Consider the following 15,605-nt stretch of genomic DNA (forward strand, 5'->3'; position numbering starts at 1 on the left):
CTTGGGCGATGGTAGGGAGGGAGGCTGTGGTTGGGCTGTGTGTGTGGGTGGGCTCTGGGTGGGGGCTGTTCCTTGACACCGGGTGGGCTTGTCCCTCGAAACCGGGTATCGGTGGCCGCCGTTCTCCGGGTTCGGCCGATTTGACTTGGGGCCCCTCTTTTCGGCCCTCGGCGGTCTAAAAGGGCAGGTGGTGAAGCTCCTGCCCGCCGCCGCAAGGGTAGGGCCGAAAACCCCAAGTAAAATCGGCCGAACAAGATGCGGGCACGCTCGCCGCCGTCTTGGCTGGCGGTCTTGTTCAGTTGTGCGGTGTTCGGGGGCGTGTTCGGTTTGCGGTGGGGCGGCTCGGTTCGTGGGCTGCTGTGCTTGTGCCCTGCTGGCTACGAAGCCTTGTTGATCGCCTTTTCCAGGTCTGCCCGTGTCATCTTCGAGCGGCCGTTGACTCCCAGTTCGCGGGCGCGTTTGTCGAGGTCGGCCTTGGACAGTTCGGACAGGTCGGTGGGCTTCTTGGCTGACTTCGTTTCAGCTCCCGCGCACTTGGCTTCGGCCCCCGCACGCTTCTTCCTGGTGTTCTCCACGCTGCGTCGCAGTGCCTCCATGAGGTCCACGGCCTCGGTCGCGTCGGCGGGTTCGGGGGCGATGGTGGTCTTCTTGCCCTTCCGCTTGTTCCGGACCAGTTGCTCCACCTTGGCGGTGTAGGTGTCGCGGTAGTCCTCGGGGCGCCAGGGGCCGCTCATCGATTCGATGAGGGAGGTGGCCATGGCGACTTCCTTCGGCTTGGCGCGGTCGCCGGTGGGGAGTTCGTCGAGCACGTCGGCCGGGTCGCGGATTTCGTCGGCGAAGAACAGGGTTTCGAGTGCGAGGAGGTCGCCGTCGGCGTGCACGGCGGTGAGGTACTGCTTGCCGCGCATCACGAACGTGGCGATGCCCGCCCGGTTGGTCTTCGCCATGGCGCGGACGAGGAGGCGGTACGGGTGGGCGTACTCGGATTTCGAGGGGCCGAGCCAGTAGCTCTTCTGGAAGTAGATGGGGTCGATGTCGTCGAGGTCGACGAACGTGTCGATGTCGATCGTCCGGGAGCGGCCGGGTGCGATCTCGGCGAGTTCGTCCTGTTCGAGGACGACGTACTCGCCATCACCGACGTCGTGGCCCTTGACGACGTCGGAGTACTCCACCTCGGCGCCCGTCCGCTCGTTGATCCGCTGGTAGCGGATCCGGTCGGACGTGCCGCGTTCGAACTGGTTGAAGTGCACGGTGTGGTCGTGGGTGGCGCTGTAGAGCGCGACCGGGATCGAGACCAGCCCGAAGCTGATCGCACCGCTCCAGATAGCCCGAGCCATCGCAGCACCGTCCCGTCGTGGTGGTATCCACCCGACGAGGTACCACGGGGCCGCTCGTCCCAACCGCCTCAGACGAGTGGCACCGGGCGTAGCCGGGTGGAGGCGCGCACGACCAGTTCCGGGTCGAAGACCACCTGCCGGTGCTGGTGCCCGCCGCTGCCCCGCGACTCGGAGAGCAGCAGTTCCGCCGCGGTGCGGCCGAGCAGGTGGCGGGGTTGGCTGACCGACGTCAGCGGCACGGCCGCGGCCTCGGCGAACTCGATGTCGTCGTAGCCGATGATCGCCATGTCCTCCGGCACCCGCAGACCCAGGCGCACCATCTGCTGGAGCAGCCCGAGCGCCACCAGGTCGTTGGCGCAGAACGCGGCCGTCGGCCGTCGCGCGGCGGGGAACCCGGCGAGCCGCTCCCCGGCGCGCCTGCCCTCGGCGACGTCCAGCCGCGAGGTCTGCAGGACCGTCAGGTCGTCGGGGTCGCGACCGGCGCGTTCCAGGGCGCGCCGGGCCCCGGCGATGCGGTCGGCGACCTGGCCGATCGTGCTCGGTCCGCCGATGAACGCGATCCGCTCGTGGCCGGTGTCGAGCAGGTGGGTGACGGCGAGGTCGCCGCCCAGCACGTCGTCGACGGTGACCGAGCAGCTGTCCGGCCCCGCGCCGCGGTCCACGAACACGACGGGTGTGCCGCGCCGCGCGAGGGCGGTGAGCCTGGGGTCGGCGGCGTCGGCGGGGGTGATCAGCACGCCCTCGACCCGTTGCTGCTCCAGCAGGTCGAGGTAGGCGGCCTGGCGGCGCGGGTCGTCCCCGCTGTTGCACAGGTACACCGCGAGCCCCTCGCCGTCACCGGTCTCCTGCACACCACGGGCGACGTCGGTGAAGAACGGGTTGGAAGTGTCGAGCACGACGTAGGCGAGGGTGCGGCTGCCCCCGCCGCGCAGCTGCCTGGCCGACTCGTTGCGGACGAACCCGAGCGCGTCGATCGCGGCCCGCACCCGCTGCCGGGTGCGCTCGCTGACCATGTCGGGTCGGTTGAGGACGTTGGACACCGTGCCCAGGGAGACACCCGCCCTGGCGGCGACGTCCTTCATGCTCGGCACGGCGGGTACCGACACCCGTCCTCCTTTGAAACGTGAGCAAAACGTGTCCTGTTGGCCGAAGTGTTGCCAAATCGGACCTTAGCGCGCCGTTGCCCCGATCTGCGAGGATGGGCTTGACGACCTGCCGATAGGGACCTTAAGGTCGCCTGGCTCACATCTTGAAACGTTTCATAACTCCGCTCATCATTGACGCTGAAGGAGACCGGATGGAACCGGGCCCGGTGCCGCTGCTCGCGGTCGCGTCCGTCGCCAAGTCGTTCGGGGCGGTGGCCGCGGTGCGCGACGTGTCCTTCCCGTTGCACGGCGGCGAGATCCACGCACTGGTGGGCGAGAACGGCGCGGGCAAGTCGACCATCGTCAAGATGCTGGCCGGGGTGCACCGGCCCGACTCCGGGCAGGTGCTGCTCGACGGCGAGCCCGTGGACCTCGGCTCGCCCGCCGCCGCCATCGACGCCGGGATCGCGGTCATCTACCAGGAGCCCACCCTGTTCCCCGACCTCTCGGTCGCGGAGAACATCGTGATGGGCCGCCAGCCGCGCCGCTCCCTCGGCCGGGTCGACCACAAGGCCGCCTCCAGGCTCGCGGCGGAGCTGTTCACCCGTCTCGGCGTGGCCATCGACCCCGACCGCCCCGCGCGCGGGCTGTCCATCGCCGACCAGCAGATCGTCGAGATCGCCAAGGCGCTGTCCCGCCGGGCCCGCGTGATCGTCATGGACGAACCGACGGCGGCGCTGTCCGGCGTGGAGGTCGAACGCCTGTTCACCGTCGCCCGCTCACTGCGCGACGGCGGCGCGGCGCTGCTGTTCATCTCCCACCGGTTCGACGAGATCACCGCGCTGTGCCAGCGGGTCACGATCATGCGGGACGGCAAGCACGTCTCCACCGATCCGCTCGACTCGCTGACCGTCGACGAGATCGTCCGGCGGATGGTCGGCCGCCCGCTCTCCGCGCTGTTCCCCAAGCGCGACGTGCCCGCGGGCGACGTCGTGCTGGAGGTCGAGGGGATCTCGCGGGCAGGGGTGTTCCGGGACGTGTCGTTCCAGGTGCGCGCCGGTGAGATCGTCGCGCTGGCCGGGCTCGTCGGCGCCGGTCGCTCCGAGGTGGTCCAGGCCGTGTTCGGCGTCGACAAGCGGGACTCCGGCGAGGTCCGGGTCGGTGGGAAGGTGCTCCCCCCTGGCTCGCCGCGCGCCGCGATGGCGGCGGGCATCGCGCTCGTGCCCGAGGACCGTCGCCAGCAGGGGCTGGTGCTGGAGGCATCCATCGAACGCAACGTCACGTCCACCCGTTGGCGCGGGCTGGCTTCGTTCGGCCTGCTGTTCGGCGGCGCCGAACGCCGGTCCGCGGCCGAGTGGACCGCCAAGCTCCAGACCAAGTACGCCCGCCTGGACGACCCGGTGCTGCGCCTGTCCGGCGGCAACCAGCAGAAGGTCGTGCTGGCCAAGTGGCTCTCCACCGCCCCGCGCGTGCTGATCGTCGACGAGCCCACCCGCGGCATCGACGTCGGCACCAAGGCCGAGGTGCACCGGCTGCTGTCGGACCTGGCCGCCGACGGGGTCGCGATCATCATGGTGTCCTCGGAACTGCCGGAGGTGCTCGGCATGGCCGACCGCGTGCTCGTGATGAGGGAAGGCCACCTGGTGGCGGAGATCCCCAGGGCCGACGCCGACGAGGAGTCGGTCATGTTCGCCGCGACGGGGCAGGTGGCGGCATGAGCGCCCCGTCCTCGACGCACGAGCAGGGCCACCGCGCCCCGGCCTCGCGCGTCGCGCTGGCACTGCGGGCCCGCGAACTGGGCATCGTGATCGCCCTGGTCGCGCTCGTCGCCGTCACCGCGGTGGTGAACCCGCGGTTCCTGTCCGCGCAGAGCCTGCGCGACCTGGTGCTCGGCGCCGCGATCCTGATCGTGCTGGCCGTCGGCCAGACGGTCGTGATCATCACCCGCAACATCGACCTGTCGGTGGGCTCGGTGCTCGGGCTTTCCGCCTACGCGGTCGGCTCGCTGCTCCAGGCGAACCCCGGCCTGCCGATCGTGGCCGCCGTTCTCGTCGGCCTCGCGTTCGGCGCGGTCCTCGGCCTGGTCAACGGCGCGCTCGTGCGGTTCGGCAACGTGCCCGCGCTGGTGGTCACGCTCGGCACCCTCTACGTCTACCGGGGCGTCGCGTTCTTCTGGGCGGGCGGCCAGCAGATCAACGCCGACGAACTCCCCAGGGGCTTCCTCGGCTTCGGCACCGCCACCGTGCTCGGCGTGCCGTGGCTGCTGGTCATCGCGGTGGTGGTCGTCCTGGCCACCGGGTACTTCCTGCGCAACCAGCGCTCCGGCCGCGAGCTGTACGCGATGGGGTCCGACCCGGCCGCGGCGCGGCTGGTGGGCATCCCCGTCGGCCGCCGCACCCTCGCGGCGTTCACGTTCAGCGGTGCCCTGGCAGGCCTGGCCGGGGTCCTGTTCGCCGCGCGTTTCGGCACGATCGACGCCGCGGCGGGCAACGGCTACGAACTCAACGTCGTGGCGGCCGCCGTGGTCGGCGGTGTCGCGGTGTTCGGCGGCAGCGGCACCGTCTACGGCGCCGCGATCGGCGCCCTCCTGCTCACCACGATCGGCAGCGCGCTGCCGGTGCTGGGCATCGACCAGTTCTGGCAGCAGGCGATCGTCGGTGCCCTGATCCTGCTGGCCATCGGCACCGACAAGGCCGTCGCGGCCAGGGTCGCGGCCCGGCTGCGGAAGGAGTCGTCCCGTGTCTGACCTGCTCAAGCGCTTCACCGGCTGGGACGTGGCCGTCATCGCGGTGCTCGTGCTGTTCGTCGTGGTCGCCAGCGCGACCGTCGACAACTTCGCGTCCGCCCGCAACCTGTCGTTCCTGGTGCTCGACCTGGCACCGGTCCTGCTCATCGCGCTGCCGATGACGCTGATCATCGTCACCGGCGAGATCGACCTGTCGGTGGCCAGCACGCTGGGCCTGTCCAGCGCCGTGATGGGCGCCCTGTGGGACGGCGGCATGTCGATCGAGCTGATCGTGGTGGTCTGCCTCGTGCTGGGCGCGGTGCTGGGCGCGGTCAACGGCCTGTTCGTGACCGTGTTCGGACTGCCGTCGCTGGCCGTCACGATCGGCACGCTCGCGCTCTACCGCGGGCTGGCGCTGGTCGTGCTCGGCGACGCCGCGGTCGCCCAGTTCCCCGGCACCTGGACCGGCTGGGTCATCGGCGGCAACGCGGGCATCCCCAACATCGTGTGGCCGCTGCTCCTGCTGCTGGTGGTGTTCGGCGTGGTGCTGCACGCCACGCCGTTCGGCCGCTCGCTGTTCGTCATGGGCGCCAACAAGGAGGCCGCGCGGTTCGGCGGCATCCGGGTGGCCCGCACGACGTTCTGGCTCTACGTGGTCTGCGGCGTCGTCTCGGCGCTCGCGGGCATCCTCTGGACGCTGCGCTACTCCAGCGCCCGCGCCGACAACGGCTCGGGTCTCGAACTCGCCGTCGTCGCGGCCGTGCTGCTGGGCGGCGTCTCCATCTTCGGCGGTCGCGGGACGCTCTGGGGCGTGCTGGGCGGGGTCACCCTGCTCGCCGCGCTGCAGAACGCCCTGCGCCTCGCGGACGTCTCCAACGAGGCGCTCACGGTCGTCACCGGCCTGTTGCTGATCATCTCGGTGCTCGCCCCGAACGCGGTGGGCGCGATCCGCTCCGCCGCCTCCCGGCGCCGTCCCCCCGGCGGCGCGGCCACCTCCCCGGCACCACCCGACCCACCGGCGCCGGCCAGCTCACCGCCTGTCCAGTCCGACCCGTCATCGTCGCCGGCCGTCCGGTCATCCTGAGAGGCACTCCCATGTCCCGTCGTCTACGCCTGATCGCGCCAGTGGCGTTCAGCGCCGTCCTCGCCCTCGGGCTCAGCGCGTGCTCCGGCACCACCAAGGACTCGGCCGCCACGGGCGGTTCCACCGATTCCGGGAGTGCCGTGGCCAACCCCGGCGCCGCGCTCAAGGAGGGCCTGAAGATCGCCTTCCTGCCCAAGCAGCTCAACAACCCCTACAGCGACATCGAGGTCAGCGGAGGCAAGGCCGCGGTCGATGAGATCAAGGGCACCTACAAGCTCGTCGGACCCAACGACGCCAGCGCGTCCTCGCAGGTCAGCTACATCAACACGCTGATCCAGCAGCAGCAGGACGTCATCGGCATCGCCGCGAACGACCCCAACGCCGTGTGCCCGTCGCTCAACCAGGCGCGCGCCGCGGGCATCAAGATCGTCGCGTTCGACTCCGACGCGTCGAAGGACTGCCGCGACGTCTTCATCAACCAGGCCACCACCCAGGGCATCGGCGAGCAGCTGGTGAAGATGGCCAGCACGCTCGCGGGCGGCTCCGGTGAGATCGCGATCCTCTCCGCCACGCCGAACGCCACGAACCAGAACGCCTGGATCGAGGTGATGAACACCGAGCTGAAGAAGCCCGAGAACGCGAACCTGAAGCTCGTCGCCACCGTCTACGGCAACGACGACGACCAGAAGTCGTTCCAGGAGGCACAGGGCCTGCTCCAGACCCACCCGGACCTCAAGGTGATCGTCTCGCCGACCACGGTCGGCATCGCCGCGACGGCGCGCTACGTCTCCGGCTCCTCCTACAAGGGCAAGGTCGCGGTCACCGGTCTGGGCACCCCCAACCAGATGCGCGACTACGTCAAGGACACCACCGTCAACCAGTTCGCCCTGTGGAACCCGGCCGACATCGGCTACCTCGCGGGCTACGCGGGCGCCGCGCTCGCCTCCGGCCAGATCACCGGCAAGGAGGGCGAGACCTTCAAGGCGGGCAAGCTCGGCGAGTACAAGATCGGCGCCGGCGGCGAGATCGTCCTCGGCCCGCCGACCATCTTCGACGCGAAGAACATCGACCAGTTCAACTTCTGAGCACCGCCGGGGCGGGTCCGACCGGACCCGCCCCGGTCACCACCAGGGGGAGTGACCGTGCGCTGCTGCTTCCCGCTCCGGGTCCGTTCCGGGCAGACCGCCGAGCACCGCGCCCTGTGGCCCGAGACGCCCGCCGCGCCCCGCGACACGGGGCGCGACGTCGTACTTCTCTCCGCGGAGGCGGTTACATGACTGACAGCAAGGCCGACCGGATGAAAGCGGCACTGCGCGAGCAGCGCATCGAGACCCCGTCGTGGGCCTACGGGAACTCCGGTACCCGGTTCAAGGTCTTCGCCCAGGCCGGGGTGCCGCGCTCCCCCGAGGAGAAGATCGCCGACGCCGCAGTCGTGCACCGGCTGACCGGTGCGGCACCGACCGTCGCGCTGCACATCCCGTGGGACAAGGTCGACGACTACGCCGAACTCGCCCGCTTCGCCGCCGACCAGGGCGTCGGGCTCGGGGTCATCAACGCCAACGTCTTCCAGGACGACGACTACAAGCTCGGCAGCGTCACCAACCCGGACCCGCGGGTGCGCCGCAAAGCGGTCGACCACCTGCTGGAGTGCGTCGACATCATGGACGCCACCGGCAGCCGCGACCTCAAGCTGTGGTTCTCCGACGGCACCAACTACCCCGGCCAGGACTCGATCCGCAAGCGCCAGGACCGGCTCGCCGCCGCCCTGCGCGAGGTCTACGACCGGTTGGGCGACGACCAGCGGATGCTGCTGGAGTACAAGCTGTTCGAGCCCGCGTTCTACACCACCGACGTGCCGGACTGGGGCACCTCCTACGCCCACTGCGTCGAGCTGGGGGACAAGGCCGGGGTGTGCATCGACACCGGCCACCACGCGCCCGGCACGAACATCGAGTTCATCGTCGCGTTCCTGCTGCGCGCCGGGAAGCTCGCCGCGTTCGACTTCAACTCCCGCTTCTACGCCGACGACGACCTGATGGTCGGCGCGGCGGACCCGTTCCAGCTCTTCCGGATCCTCTTCGAGCTGGTGTCGGCGAACGCGACCGGACCGGACAGCGGCATCGCGTTCATGCTCGACCAGTGCCACAACATCGAGGCGAAGATCCCCGCGATCATCCGTTCGGTGCTCAACGTCCAGGAGGCCACGGCCAAGGCGCTGCTGGTCGACACCGAGGCGCTGGAGGCGGCGCAGGACTCCGGTGACGTCCTGGGCGCCAACGAGGTGCTGATGGACGCCTACTCCTCCGACGTCCGCCCGCTGCTGCGGGAACTGCGCGAGGAGATGGGCCTCGACCCCGACCCGGTGGCCGCCTACCACCGGTCCGGCTACCAGAAGCAGATCGAGACGGCCCGCGTCGGCGGCACCCAGGCGGGCTGGGGCGCCTGACCCGTCCCGGTCGCGGTGGAGCCCCCGCACCGCGACCGGGACGCACGGCCGCGGTCTCCTGGCCGTGCTGACGCGCGGTGCGCGGACATCGGTGCCCGACCCCACGAAGGAGAGACCCATGACCTCGACGCAGGACGCCTCCGCCGCGCTGACCCGCGTCGTCGGGCGCCGCACCACGATCGGCCTCGTCGCGGGCGGGCTGGGCGCGTACTGGCCGCAGTTCCCCGACCTGCTCCCGCAGTTGCGGCGCTCGGCCGCACGGGTGTCGGAGCGCCTGCGCGCCATCGGGGACATCGACGTCGTGGACGTCGGCTTCATCTCCGACGCCCAGGAGGGCGCGGTCGCCGCGGAGGAGCTGCGGGTCGCGGGCTGCGACCTCATCGTCGGGTTCCTCACCACGTACATGACGGCGTCGATGCTGGTGCCGGTCGCGCAGCGCAGCGGCGCCCCGGTGCTGATCATCAACCTCCAGCCCACCGAGCGGATGAACCACGCCACGTTCGACACCGGCGCGTGGCTCGCCTACTGCGGCGCGTGCCCGCTGCCGGAGATGGCCAACGCCTTCGAACGCGCGGGCGTGGGGTTCCGCTCCGTGTCCGGCTACGTCGAGGACGAGCGCGCCTGGACCCGGATCGCCCGCTGGGTGAAGGCCGCCGGCGTGCGGGGCGCGTTGCGCCACGGCAGGCACGGACTGATGGGACACCTGTACCCCGGCATGCTCGACGTCGCCACGGACCTGACGTCGGTGTCCACCCAGTTGGGCGGCCACGTCGAGGTCCTCGAGTTCGACGACCTGCGCGTCCGGGTGGAGGAGGTGACCGACGCCCAGGTCGCCGACCGCGTCGCCCTCGCGGGCGAGGTGTTCGACCTGGACGACACGGTGAACCCCGACGACCTCGCCTGGGGCGCCAAGGTGTCGGTCGGCCTCGACCGGCTCGTCGACGACTTCGCGCTCGACTCGCTGGCCTACTACCACCGCGGCCTCGACGGCGAGCAGCACGAACGGCTGGGCGCCGGGATGATCCTCGGCGCGTCACTGCTCACCGCGCGCGGCGTGCCCGCGGCCGGGGAGTACGAACTGCGCAACTCCCTCGCCATGCTGATCATGGACCGGCTCGGCGCCGGTGGCTCGTTCACCGAGTTCCAGGCGCTCGACTTCGTCGACGACGTGGTGGAGATGGGCCACGACGGCCCCGCCCACCTGGCCATCAGCGCCAAGCGGCCGTTGCTCCGCGGCCTGGGGACCTACCACGGCAAACGGGGCTGGGGCGTGTCCGTCGAGTTCGACGTCCAACCGGGCCCCGTCACGCTCCTGGGCCTGGGCCAGCGCCGCGACGGCCGCTACGTCGTGGTGTCCTCCGAGGGCACGGTCGTCACCGGACCCCTGCTGCGGATCGGCAACACCACGTCCAGGGTCGACTTCGGCTGCGACCCCGGCGAGTGGACCGACCGCTGGAGCGCCTCGGGCGTCGACCACCACTGGGCGCTCGGCACCGGCCACCGCGCCGCCGAACTGGCCGCTGTCGCGGAACTGGTGGGCCTGGAGTTCGTGGAGGTCCGTGTCTGACGCACCCGATGGGCGGAACCGGGTCCGCTGCTGCCCGATCCGGCGTGGCCCGCGGGTCGTGGTGGGCGTCGGCGGCGGTACCGGGCACGCCCGCGTCCACACAGGACCGGATCACCGCCCGCAGTGCGTCGTGGCGCTCGCAGGCAGGTGCGTTCGGTCGGAACAGGTGCCAAGACCGGCTCGCGAGTGTTCGCCCGACGGGCTCGGAGCGCTGACGCGGGGATCGCGTCGGCCTGTCGCGGCCCCGGTCCACAAGGGACGCGCCGGGCTCGCTAGACTCGCCACCCGAGGTCGCACCCCGCCTGGATCCGCGTCCGCCGCCCGCACCCCGGCGCCGTGGAACGTTGGTGCCGCAAGGGAACCGGGCAAGAACGGCATTCGGGCTGGCACGGCATTCGGGCAGCACGAAGTCCCGGCAGCCACTCACCTGGAGTAGACCGCCACACCGACCTCCGCGGGTCGCCGTTCCGCAGATCGACATTCCCGCAGGTCCGCGCCGCAGTGTCAGCAGGTCGCCCTGATGCCACGTCGGAATCCGCGCCCGACCCCCGTCCGCGAATCGAACCCCCTGCTCACGCCGCCCGGCGGACCGCCACCTGACCTGCGCCGCAGTGCGGGCACACGCCTCGTGGGACGACCCGGTCGACGAGCAGCCGCCTGGAGTCCTCGAACGTCGGCACCGCCTTGCCCGGCACCAGCAGGGTGTCCAGGGCCTCGCGCCAACGCCGCGCCTTCTCCCGTGAGCGCTCCACCGGGTCGGTCAGGTGCGCCCGCGCCCGTGCCAGCGACTCCTCGCGGGCCTGCTCGCCCTCGGGGCCCAGCGGAGCGGCCTCGCGCGGCTCGTGCAGGCGGGCGTTGCGGCGGTTGACGCGCCACCACTGCCCGAGCGGCATACCGGGCACCGGCGGCTTCGCCCGCTGACCGCCCGTGCCGGACCACGCGTGGAGCCGGGCGCGCAGGAACTCGTGCGCCTCCTGCCCGCTGCCCCTCGGCCTGCCCTGGCGGGAACCGTCCGGACGGACGTCGACGGCTGCCAGCACCGCGTCCACGGGCCAGCCGTCGGCGAACCAGGGCACTAGCGTCGCGCGGATCCGCTGCCGGTCCGCGTCCGGCCAGCTCGCCCGCATGCACACGGCTTCGACAGCCGTGTCGATCTCTGAATCGGTCTCCGGGATGACACGGCCGGGCCACTGCCTGGGATCTAGCCGCACCCGCATCGCGCACTCCTCTCCGCTCGAACACCAGAACGAACACCTGTTCGAAGATGGTGCCGGCGACCACCGACAAAAAGTGGGCGAGGTGCTGGGCCAAGAGGGTGGTTGGAGGGGGTTTCGGCGGTGTGATCCCGGTCACTCTGACAGAGTAGCGGAAGCCGTTGAGCTGGGAAAACTTCGGCGAAATCGGCGTCGGTGGGCAACACGCGGAACTTGTCGAAAAAATTTTGGCGGCTGGCCCACAACGCCCCTGAGGAGCGTCGTGGGCCGGTTTTCAGGCCGTTCGACCGGCCTCCGCCAGAGCCGCACCGGGCGGTCGGACCCCCAGGACGTCGGCGAGCAGCCGGTAGGACCGCACCCGGTCCGCCGGATCGTGGGTCGGGGTGTTCACCACCAGCTCCTCGACGCCGTGCGCGTCGGCCAGCCGCGCCAGCGCGGCTCGCACCTGCTCCGGCGTCCCCGCGATGAGCGACCGGCTGTTCACCTCCGCCCGCTCCATCTCGGCGCTCGTCCACCGGTGCCCGCGCACGGTCTCCGCCGACGGCAGCGGCCGGTCGTCACCGAGGTCCTTGCGGCTGCGCCACAGCAGCAGGCCCCGCGCCAGCGCGTTGGCGCGGGACTCGTCCTCCGCCACGACCACCCGCACGGCCAACGCGCCCAACCGGGTGTGCGGTCCGCGGCGGTAGGTGTCGAGCGCGACCACGCCGGGAGCCGGGTTGAGGAAGTGCGCGAAGCAGAACTCCGTGCCCAGCTCCGCCGCCAGCGCCGCCGAACTCGTGCCGCCACCGAGCAGCCACACCTCGGGCGGCACGACCCCCGAGGGCATCAGCGGACCCGCCGTCAAGCCGTCGAGCAGCTCGACGACCTGCTGGGGGAACCGCTCCGCCGGACCACCGGCCCGGCCGACACCGAGGTCGACCCGGCCGGGGAACAGCCCCGCCAGAACCCGGAACACCTCGGCGACCTTCGTCGGGTCGTACCGTGGCAGCAGCACGCCGCCGGAGCCGATCCGCAGGTGCCGGGTCCGCGCCAGCAGCACCGCGGCCAGCACCTCGGGCGCGCTGCCCGCGAAGCTCGGCGAGAAGTGGTGCTCGGCCACCCAGAACCGGGTGGCGCCCAACGCATCGGCCTCCTCGGCGAGTCGGACCGTCGCCTCCAGCGCGTCCGCGGCGCTCATGCCCTCGCCGATCGGCGACTGGTCCAGGACGGACAGCCGCGGCGTCACGGCCGCACCCGCCCGGTGATGGCGGGCACCAGCCGGAAGTCCCGCTGGAACACCAGGTTGTGCAGGTCCGCCGACACGATCGCGCGCAGCGTCGGCAGTTCGGCGGCGGCCTGCTCGGCGTCGAAGACGTTCAACGGCCACTCGCCCAGCGTGCTGCCGCGCAGGTGCGGGTGGTGGAACCCGGCGCCGTAGAAGGCGTGCACGGCCACCGGATCGATCCGCGCGGCCCGCTGTTCCGGCCACGACAGCGTCCACGACGAGATGACCCCGCCGTCCCGCATGGGTTTCACCCCGCTCGCCGCGACGGTGCCGACGCCGAGCAGCAGGTGCTCATCCACCTCCCACAGCACCTGCCGGGCGAACGGGTCGAGCAGCGCGACCGACTCGGCGAACACGGCCTCCTTGTCCTCTCGGGACACCACTTCGCCGTGCGTCCCGTCGCGCAGGTCCACGAAGTGGCGCACCAGCGCGTCCAGCGGGGCGGGGCTGCGGGTGGTCATGGGTTCTCCTTCACGTCGGATTCGGCGAGCAGGTCGCGGAAGCTCTCCCCGAGCCACTGGCGCAGGGAGTCGCGAGGCGCTATCTCGTCGGCGGGCAGCAGGAACGACCCGTGCCCCAGGTCGGGGAACTCGCGCATCTCGACCCGTCCGCCCGCGGTGCGCAGGTGGGTCGCGTAGGCGCGCACGTCGTCGGCGACCGGGTCCAGCGCGCCGACGGCGAGCACCGCGGGCGCCGTGCCCGCGAAGTCCTCGGCCTCGAACGGCGTGCTGTACGCGGACGAGGAGTGGTGGTCGCCGCCGCGGTAGTCGCGCCAGGCCGAGAGCATGTCGGCGCGGCTGGGGAAACCGCCGCGGTGCCGGGTGTAGGACTCGGCGCGGCACGACGGGTCGAGCGGCGGGTAGGCGAGCACCTGCGCGGCCAGCGGGCGGCCGAGGTCGCGCCACGTCATGGCGGCGCTGGCGGCGATCGTGCCGCCCGCGCTGTCCCCGCCGACCGCGACCCCGGTGTCCTCCTGCTCCGCCTGGCAGGCGGCCCAGTCCAGCGCGGTCAGCACGTCGATCAGCGCCGCCGGGTGCACGTGCCGCGGCGCGAGCCGGTACTCGACGCTCACCACCGTGCACCCGGCCGCGCGGGCGAGGTCCTCGCACGCGGGGTGCCAGCTGTCGACCGACCCGCGTACCCAGCTGCCGCCGTGGGCCCACACCAGCCAGCCCCGCCGGGGCCCGGCGGGGCGGAAGACGCGCGCGTGCACGTCTCCGCTCACCGCCGGGACGACGATCGACTCCCACGTGGAGGAGTCGGTGCGCTGGGTCATGCGGCGAGCTGCTTGGCGGGCTTGAGGAACACCGACACGAGGACCGCCGCCACGACGCAGAGCGCGGCGTTGACGAAGATGGCCGTCGACACGCCCTCGAGCACGGAACCGGGGTTCTCGCCGCCCGAGGAGTGCACCCGCGCGGTCACGACGGCACTCATGATCGGGATGCCCATGGTGATGCCGACCTGCTGGCTCATCGTGGCCAGACCGGTGGCCAGGCCCTGCTCGTGCTCGGGCAGGCCGGACGTCGCGGTGACCATGTAGCCGACGATCGCGATCAGGTTCGCCACGCCGCCGACGAACGTCGCCACCAGCAGCAGCGCGATCCACGCGGGGGCGGGGCCGAGCAGCACCAGCGACAGCGTCGCCACGGCCTGGACGGCGAACCCGACGACGATGGTGTTCCTGGTGCCGATGGCGCCGATGACGCGGGGCGCGATGGTGCCGCCCAGCACGGTGCCGAGACCGAGCACGGCGAAGGACAGACCGGCGGTCAGCGGCGAGTAGCCGAGGACCTTCTGCAGGTACAGGGTGAGCAGGAAGACCAGCGAGGTCTCCGTCACGAACGCCAGCATCCCCGCCAGGTTGCCCCAGCCGACGGTCCGGCGCTTGAGGAACGCGACCGGCACCAGCGGGGACTCGACGCGCTTCTCCACGAGCCAGAACACGACGAGCAGCACCGCGCCGACCGCCAGCGAACCGAGTGCGGTCGGGTCGCCCCACGACTTCTCGCCCGCCGTGGTGAGCCCGTAGACGATCGCCAGCAGCCCGAGGGTCACCGCGACGGCGCCGGGCACGTCGAGCTTCGGCCGGATCGCGGGACGGCTCTCGGTCAGCACGATCGGCGCGAGCACCAGCACGACCAGCGCGACGGGCACGTTGATGAAGAACGCCCACCGCCAGCTGAGCATGTCGGTGAGCACGCCGCCGAGGATCGCCCCGGTGGTGAACCCGGCCGCCATCAGCGCGCCGTTGAGGCCCAGCGCCTTGGACCGCAGCGGGCCCTCGGGGAACGACGTCGTCAGCAGCGACAGCGCGGCGGGCGTGACGGCCGCGGTGGCAAGGCCCTGCGCGACGCGGGCGACCAGCAGCATCGTCGGGGACACCGCGAGGCCGCCCACCAGCGAGGCGACGCCCAGCAGCGCCATGCCGCCGATGAACATGCGCCTGCGGCCGAACAGGTCGGCGACCCGCCCGAACAGCAGGGTGAAGCCCGCCGCGCACAGCGCGAACGCGGTGGCGATCCACTGGAGGTTCTCCAGGGAGAACCCGACGTCGGAGCCGATGACGGGCAGGGCGACGTTGAGGATTGAGAAGTCGACCGCCAGGGTGAAGCTCGCGCTCAGCAGCAGAACCAGGATCAGGCGGTGCTTGCCGGTAATCCGCGGCGGCGCGAACCCACCACCGGCGGTGCTTGTTTCCTGATCGACACTGGACATGTCGAGGTCCTTCCGATTGGGCGGCGTTCTTAAGACTGCGCCGAGCCTCGCCCTGTTCTCCGGGGGCAACCAGACCCCTGCTCCGGGTAGTCGCCCGCTGCCTAGCACTCACAGGGACAGCCACGCCTTCCGGGCGCGGGCGATGATGCCGGAGTACGGGGGCGA

At 71.5% G+C, this 15,605-nt stretch carries 13 protein-coding genes; 6 read left to right on the forward strand and 7 right to left on the reverse strand.

Translation table 11 applies throughout. The features are described 5' to 3' along the window. Positions 1 to 377 precede the first annotated feature (377 nt). Together RM788_RS41660 and RM788_RS41665 are read right to left on the reverse strand one after the other, a co-directional pair. The gene (locus RM788_RS41660; RefSeq protein WP_315925659.1) at positions 378 to 1,337 is read right to left on the reverse strand and encodes a non-homologous end joining protein Ku; all 960 of its coding nucleotides are present in this window, start codon (positions 1,335 to 1,337) and stop codon (positions 378 to 380) included. A 68-nt stretch (positions 1,338 to 1,405) separates the two neighbouring features. After that, positions 1,406 to 2,419 (reverse strand): LacI family DNA-binding transcriptional regulator, encoded by a 1,014-nt coding sequence (locus RM788_RS41665; protein ID WP_315934890.1) that lies wholly within the window; start codon positions 2,417 to 2,419, stop codon positions 1,406 to 1,408. Positions 2,420 to 2,634: 215 nt separating this feature from the next. Here RM788_RS41665 and RM788_RS41670 point away from each other — a divergent pair, with 215 nt between their 5' ends. The 6 genes from RM788_RS41670 to RM788_RS41695 all read left to right on the forward strand — a co-directional run bounded on the left by RM788_RS41670 (position 2,635) and on the right by RM788_RS41695 (position 10,244). Further along, entirely contained in the window at positions 2,635 to 4,140 is a 1,506-nt protein-coding gene (locus RM788_RS41670) for a sugar ABC transporter ATP-binding protein (RefSeq protein ID WP_315925661.1), read from the forward strand. After that, on the forward strand, positions 4,137 to 5,168 hold the full coding sequence (locus RM788_RS41675) for an ABC transporter permease (RefSeq protein WP_315925663.1): 1,032 nt from the start codon (positions 4,137 to 4,139) through the stop codon (positions 5,166 to 5,168). Before RM788_RS41670 ends, RM788_RS41675 begins: the two co-directional genes overlap by 4 nt. Continuing rightward, the gene (locus RM788_RS41680; protein ID WP_315925665.1) at positions 5,161 to 6,231 is read left to right on the forward strand and encodes an ABC transporter permease; all 1,071 of its coding nucleotides are present in this window, start codon (positions 5,161 to 5,163) and stop codon (positions 6,229 to 6,231) included. Before RM788_RS41675 ends, RM788_RS41680 begins: the two co-directional genes overlap by 8 nt. Positions 6,232 to 6,242: 11 nt before the next feature. Next, positions 6,243 to 7,316 carry a rhamnose ABC transporter substrate-binding protein gene (gene rhaS, locus RM788_RS41685; RefSeq protein ID WP_315925667.1) on the forward strand — a complete coding sequence of 358 codons (1,074 nt, stop codon included), beginning with the start codon at positions 6,243 to 6,245 and terminating at the stop codon, positions 7,314 to 7,316. 188 nt (positions 7,317 to 7,504) lie between these two features. Next, complete coding sequence (gene rhaI / locus RM788_RS41690) at positions 7,505 to 8,677, forward strand: L-rhamnose isomerase (protein WP_315925669.1); 1,173 nt, start codon at positions 7,505 to 7,507, stop codon at positions 8,675 to 8,677. A gap of 118 nt (positions 8,678 to 8,795) precedes the next feature. Further along, entirely contained in the window at positions 8,796 to 10,244 is a 1,449-nt protein-coding gene (locus RM788_RS41695) for an L-fucose/L-arabinose isomerase family protein (protein ID WP_315925671.1), read from the forward strand. Between the two features lie 572 nt (positions 10,245 to 10,816). Here the strand turns inward: RM788_RS41695 and RM788_RS41700 are convergent. The 5 genes from RM788_RS41700 to RM788_RS41720 form a co-directional block, all read right to left on the reverse strand. Next, entirely contained in the window at positions 10,817 to 11,461 is a 645-nt protein-coding gene (locus tag RM788_RS41700; protein ID WP_315925673.1) for a hypothetical protein, read from the reverse strand. Positions 11,462 to 11,732: 271 nt separating this feature from the next. Then, positions 11,733 to 12,683 (reverse strand): MsnO8 family LLM class oxidoreductase, encoded by a 951-nt coding sequence (locus RM788_RS41705; protein WP_315925675.1) that lies wholly within the window; start codon positions 12,681 to 12,683, stop codon positions 11,733 to 11,735. Continuing rightward, positions 12,680 to 13,183 carry a hypothetical protein gene (locus RM788_RS41710; RefSeq protein WP_315925677.1) on the reverse strand — a complete coding sequence of 168 codons (504 nt, stop codon included), beginning with the start codon at positions 13,181 to 13,183 and terminating at the stop codon, positions 12,680 to 12,682. The genes RM788_RS41705 and RM788_RS41710 overlap by 4 nt, the downstream gene beginning before the upstream one ends. Beyond that, entirely contained in the window at positions 13,180 to 13,998 is an 819-nt protein-coding gene (locus RM788_RS41715; protein WP_315925679.1) for an alpha/beta hydrolase, read from the reverse strand. The genes RM788_RS41710 and RM788_RS41715 overlap by 4 nt, the downstream gene beginning before the upstream one ends. Then, positions 13,995 to 15,440, reverse strand: coding sequence for an MFS transporter (locus RM788_RS41720; protein WP_315925681.1), 1,446 nt, complete (start codon positions 15,438 to 15,440; stop codon positions 13,995 to 13,997). The genes RM788_RS41715 and RM788_RS41720 overlap by 4 nt, the downstream gene beginning before the upstream one ends. Positions 15,441 to 15,605 lie beyond the last annotated feature (165 nt).

The organism is Umezawaea sp. Da 62-37, assembly GCF_032460545.1.
GTDB lineage: Bacteria > Actinomycetota > Actinomycetes > Mycobacteriales > Pseudonocardiaceae > Umezawaea.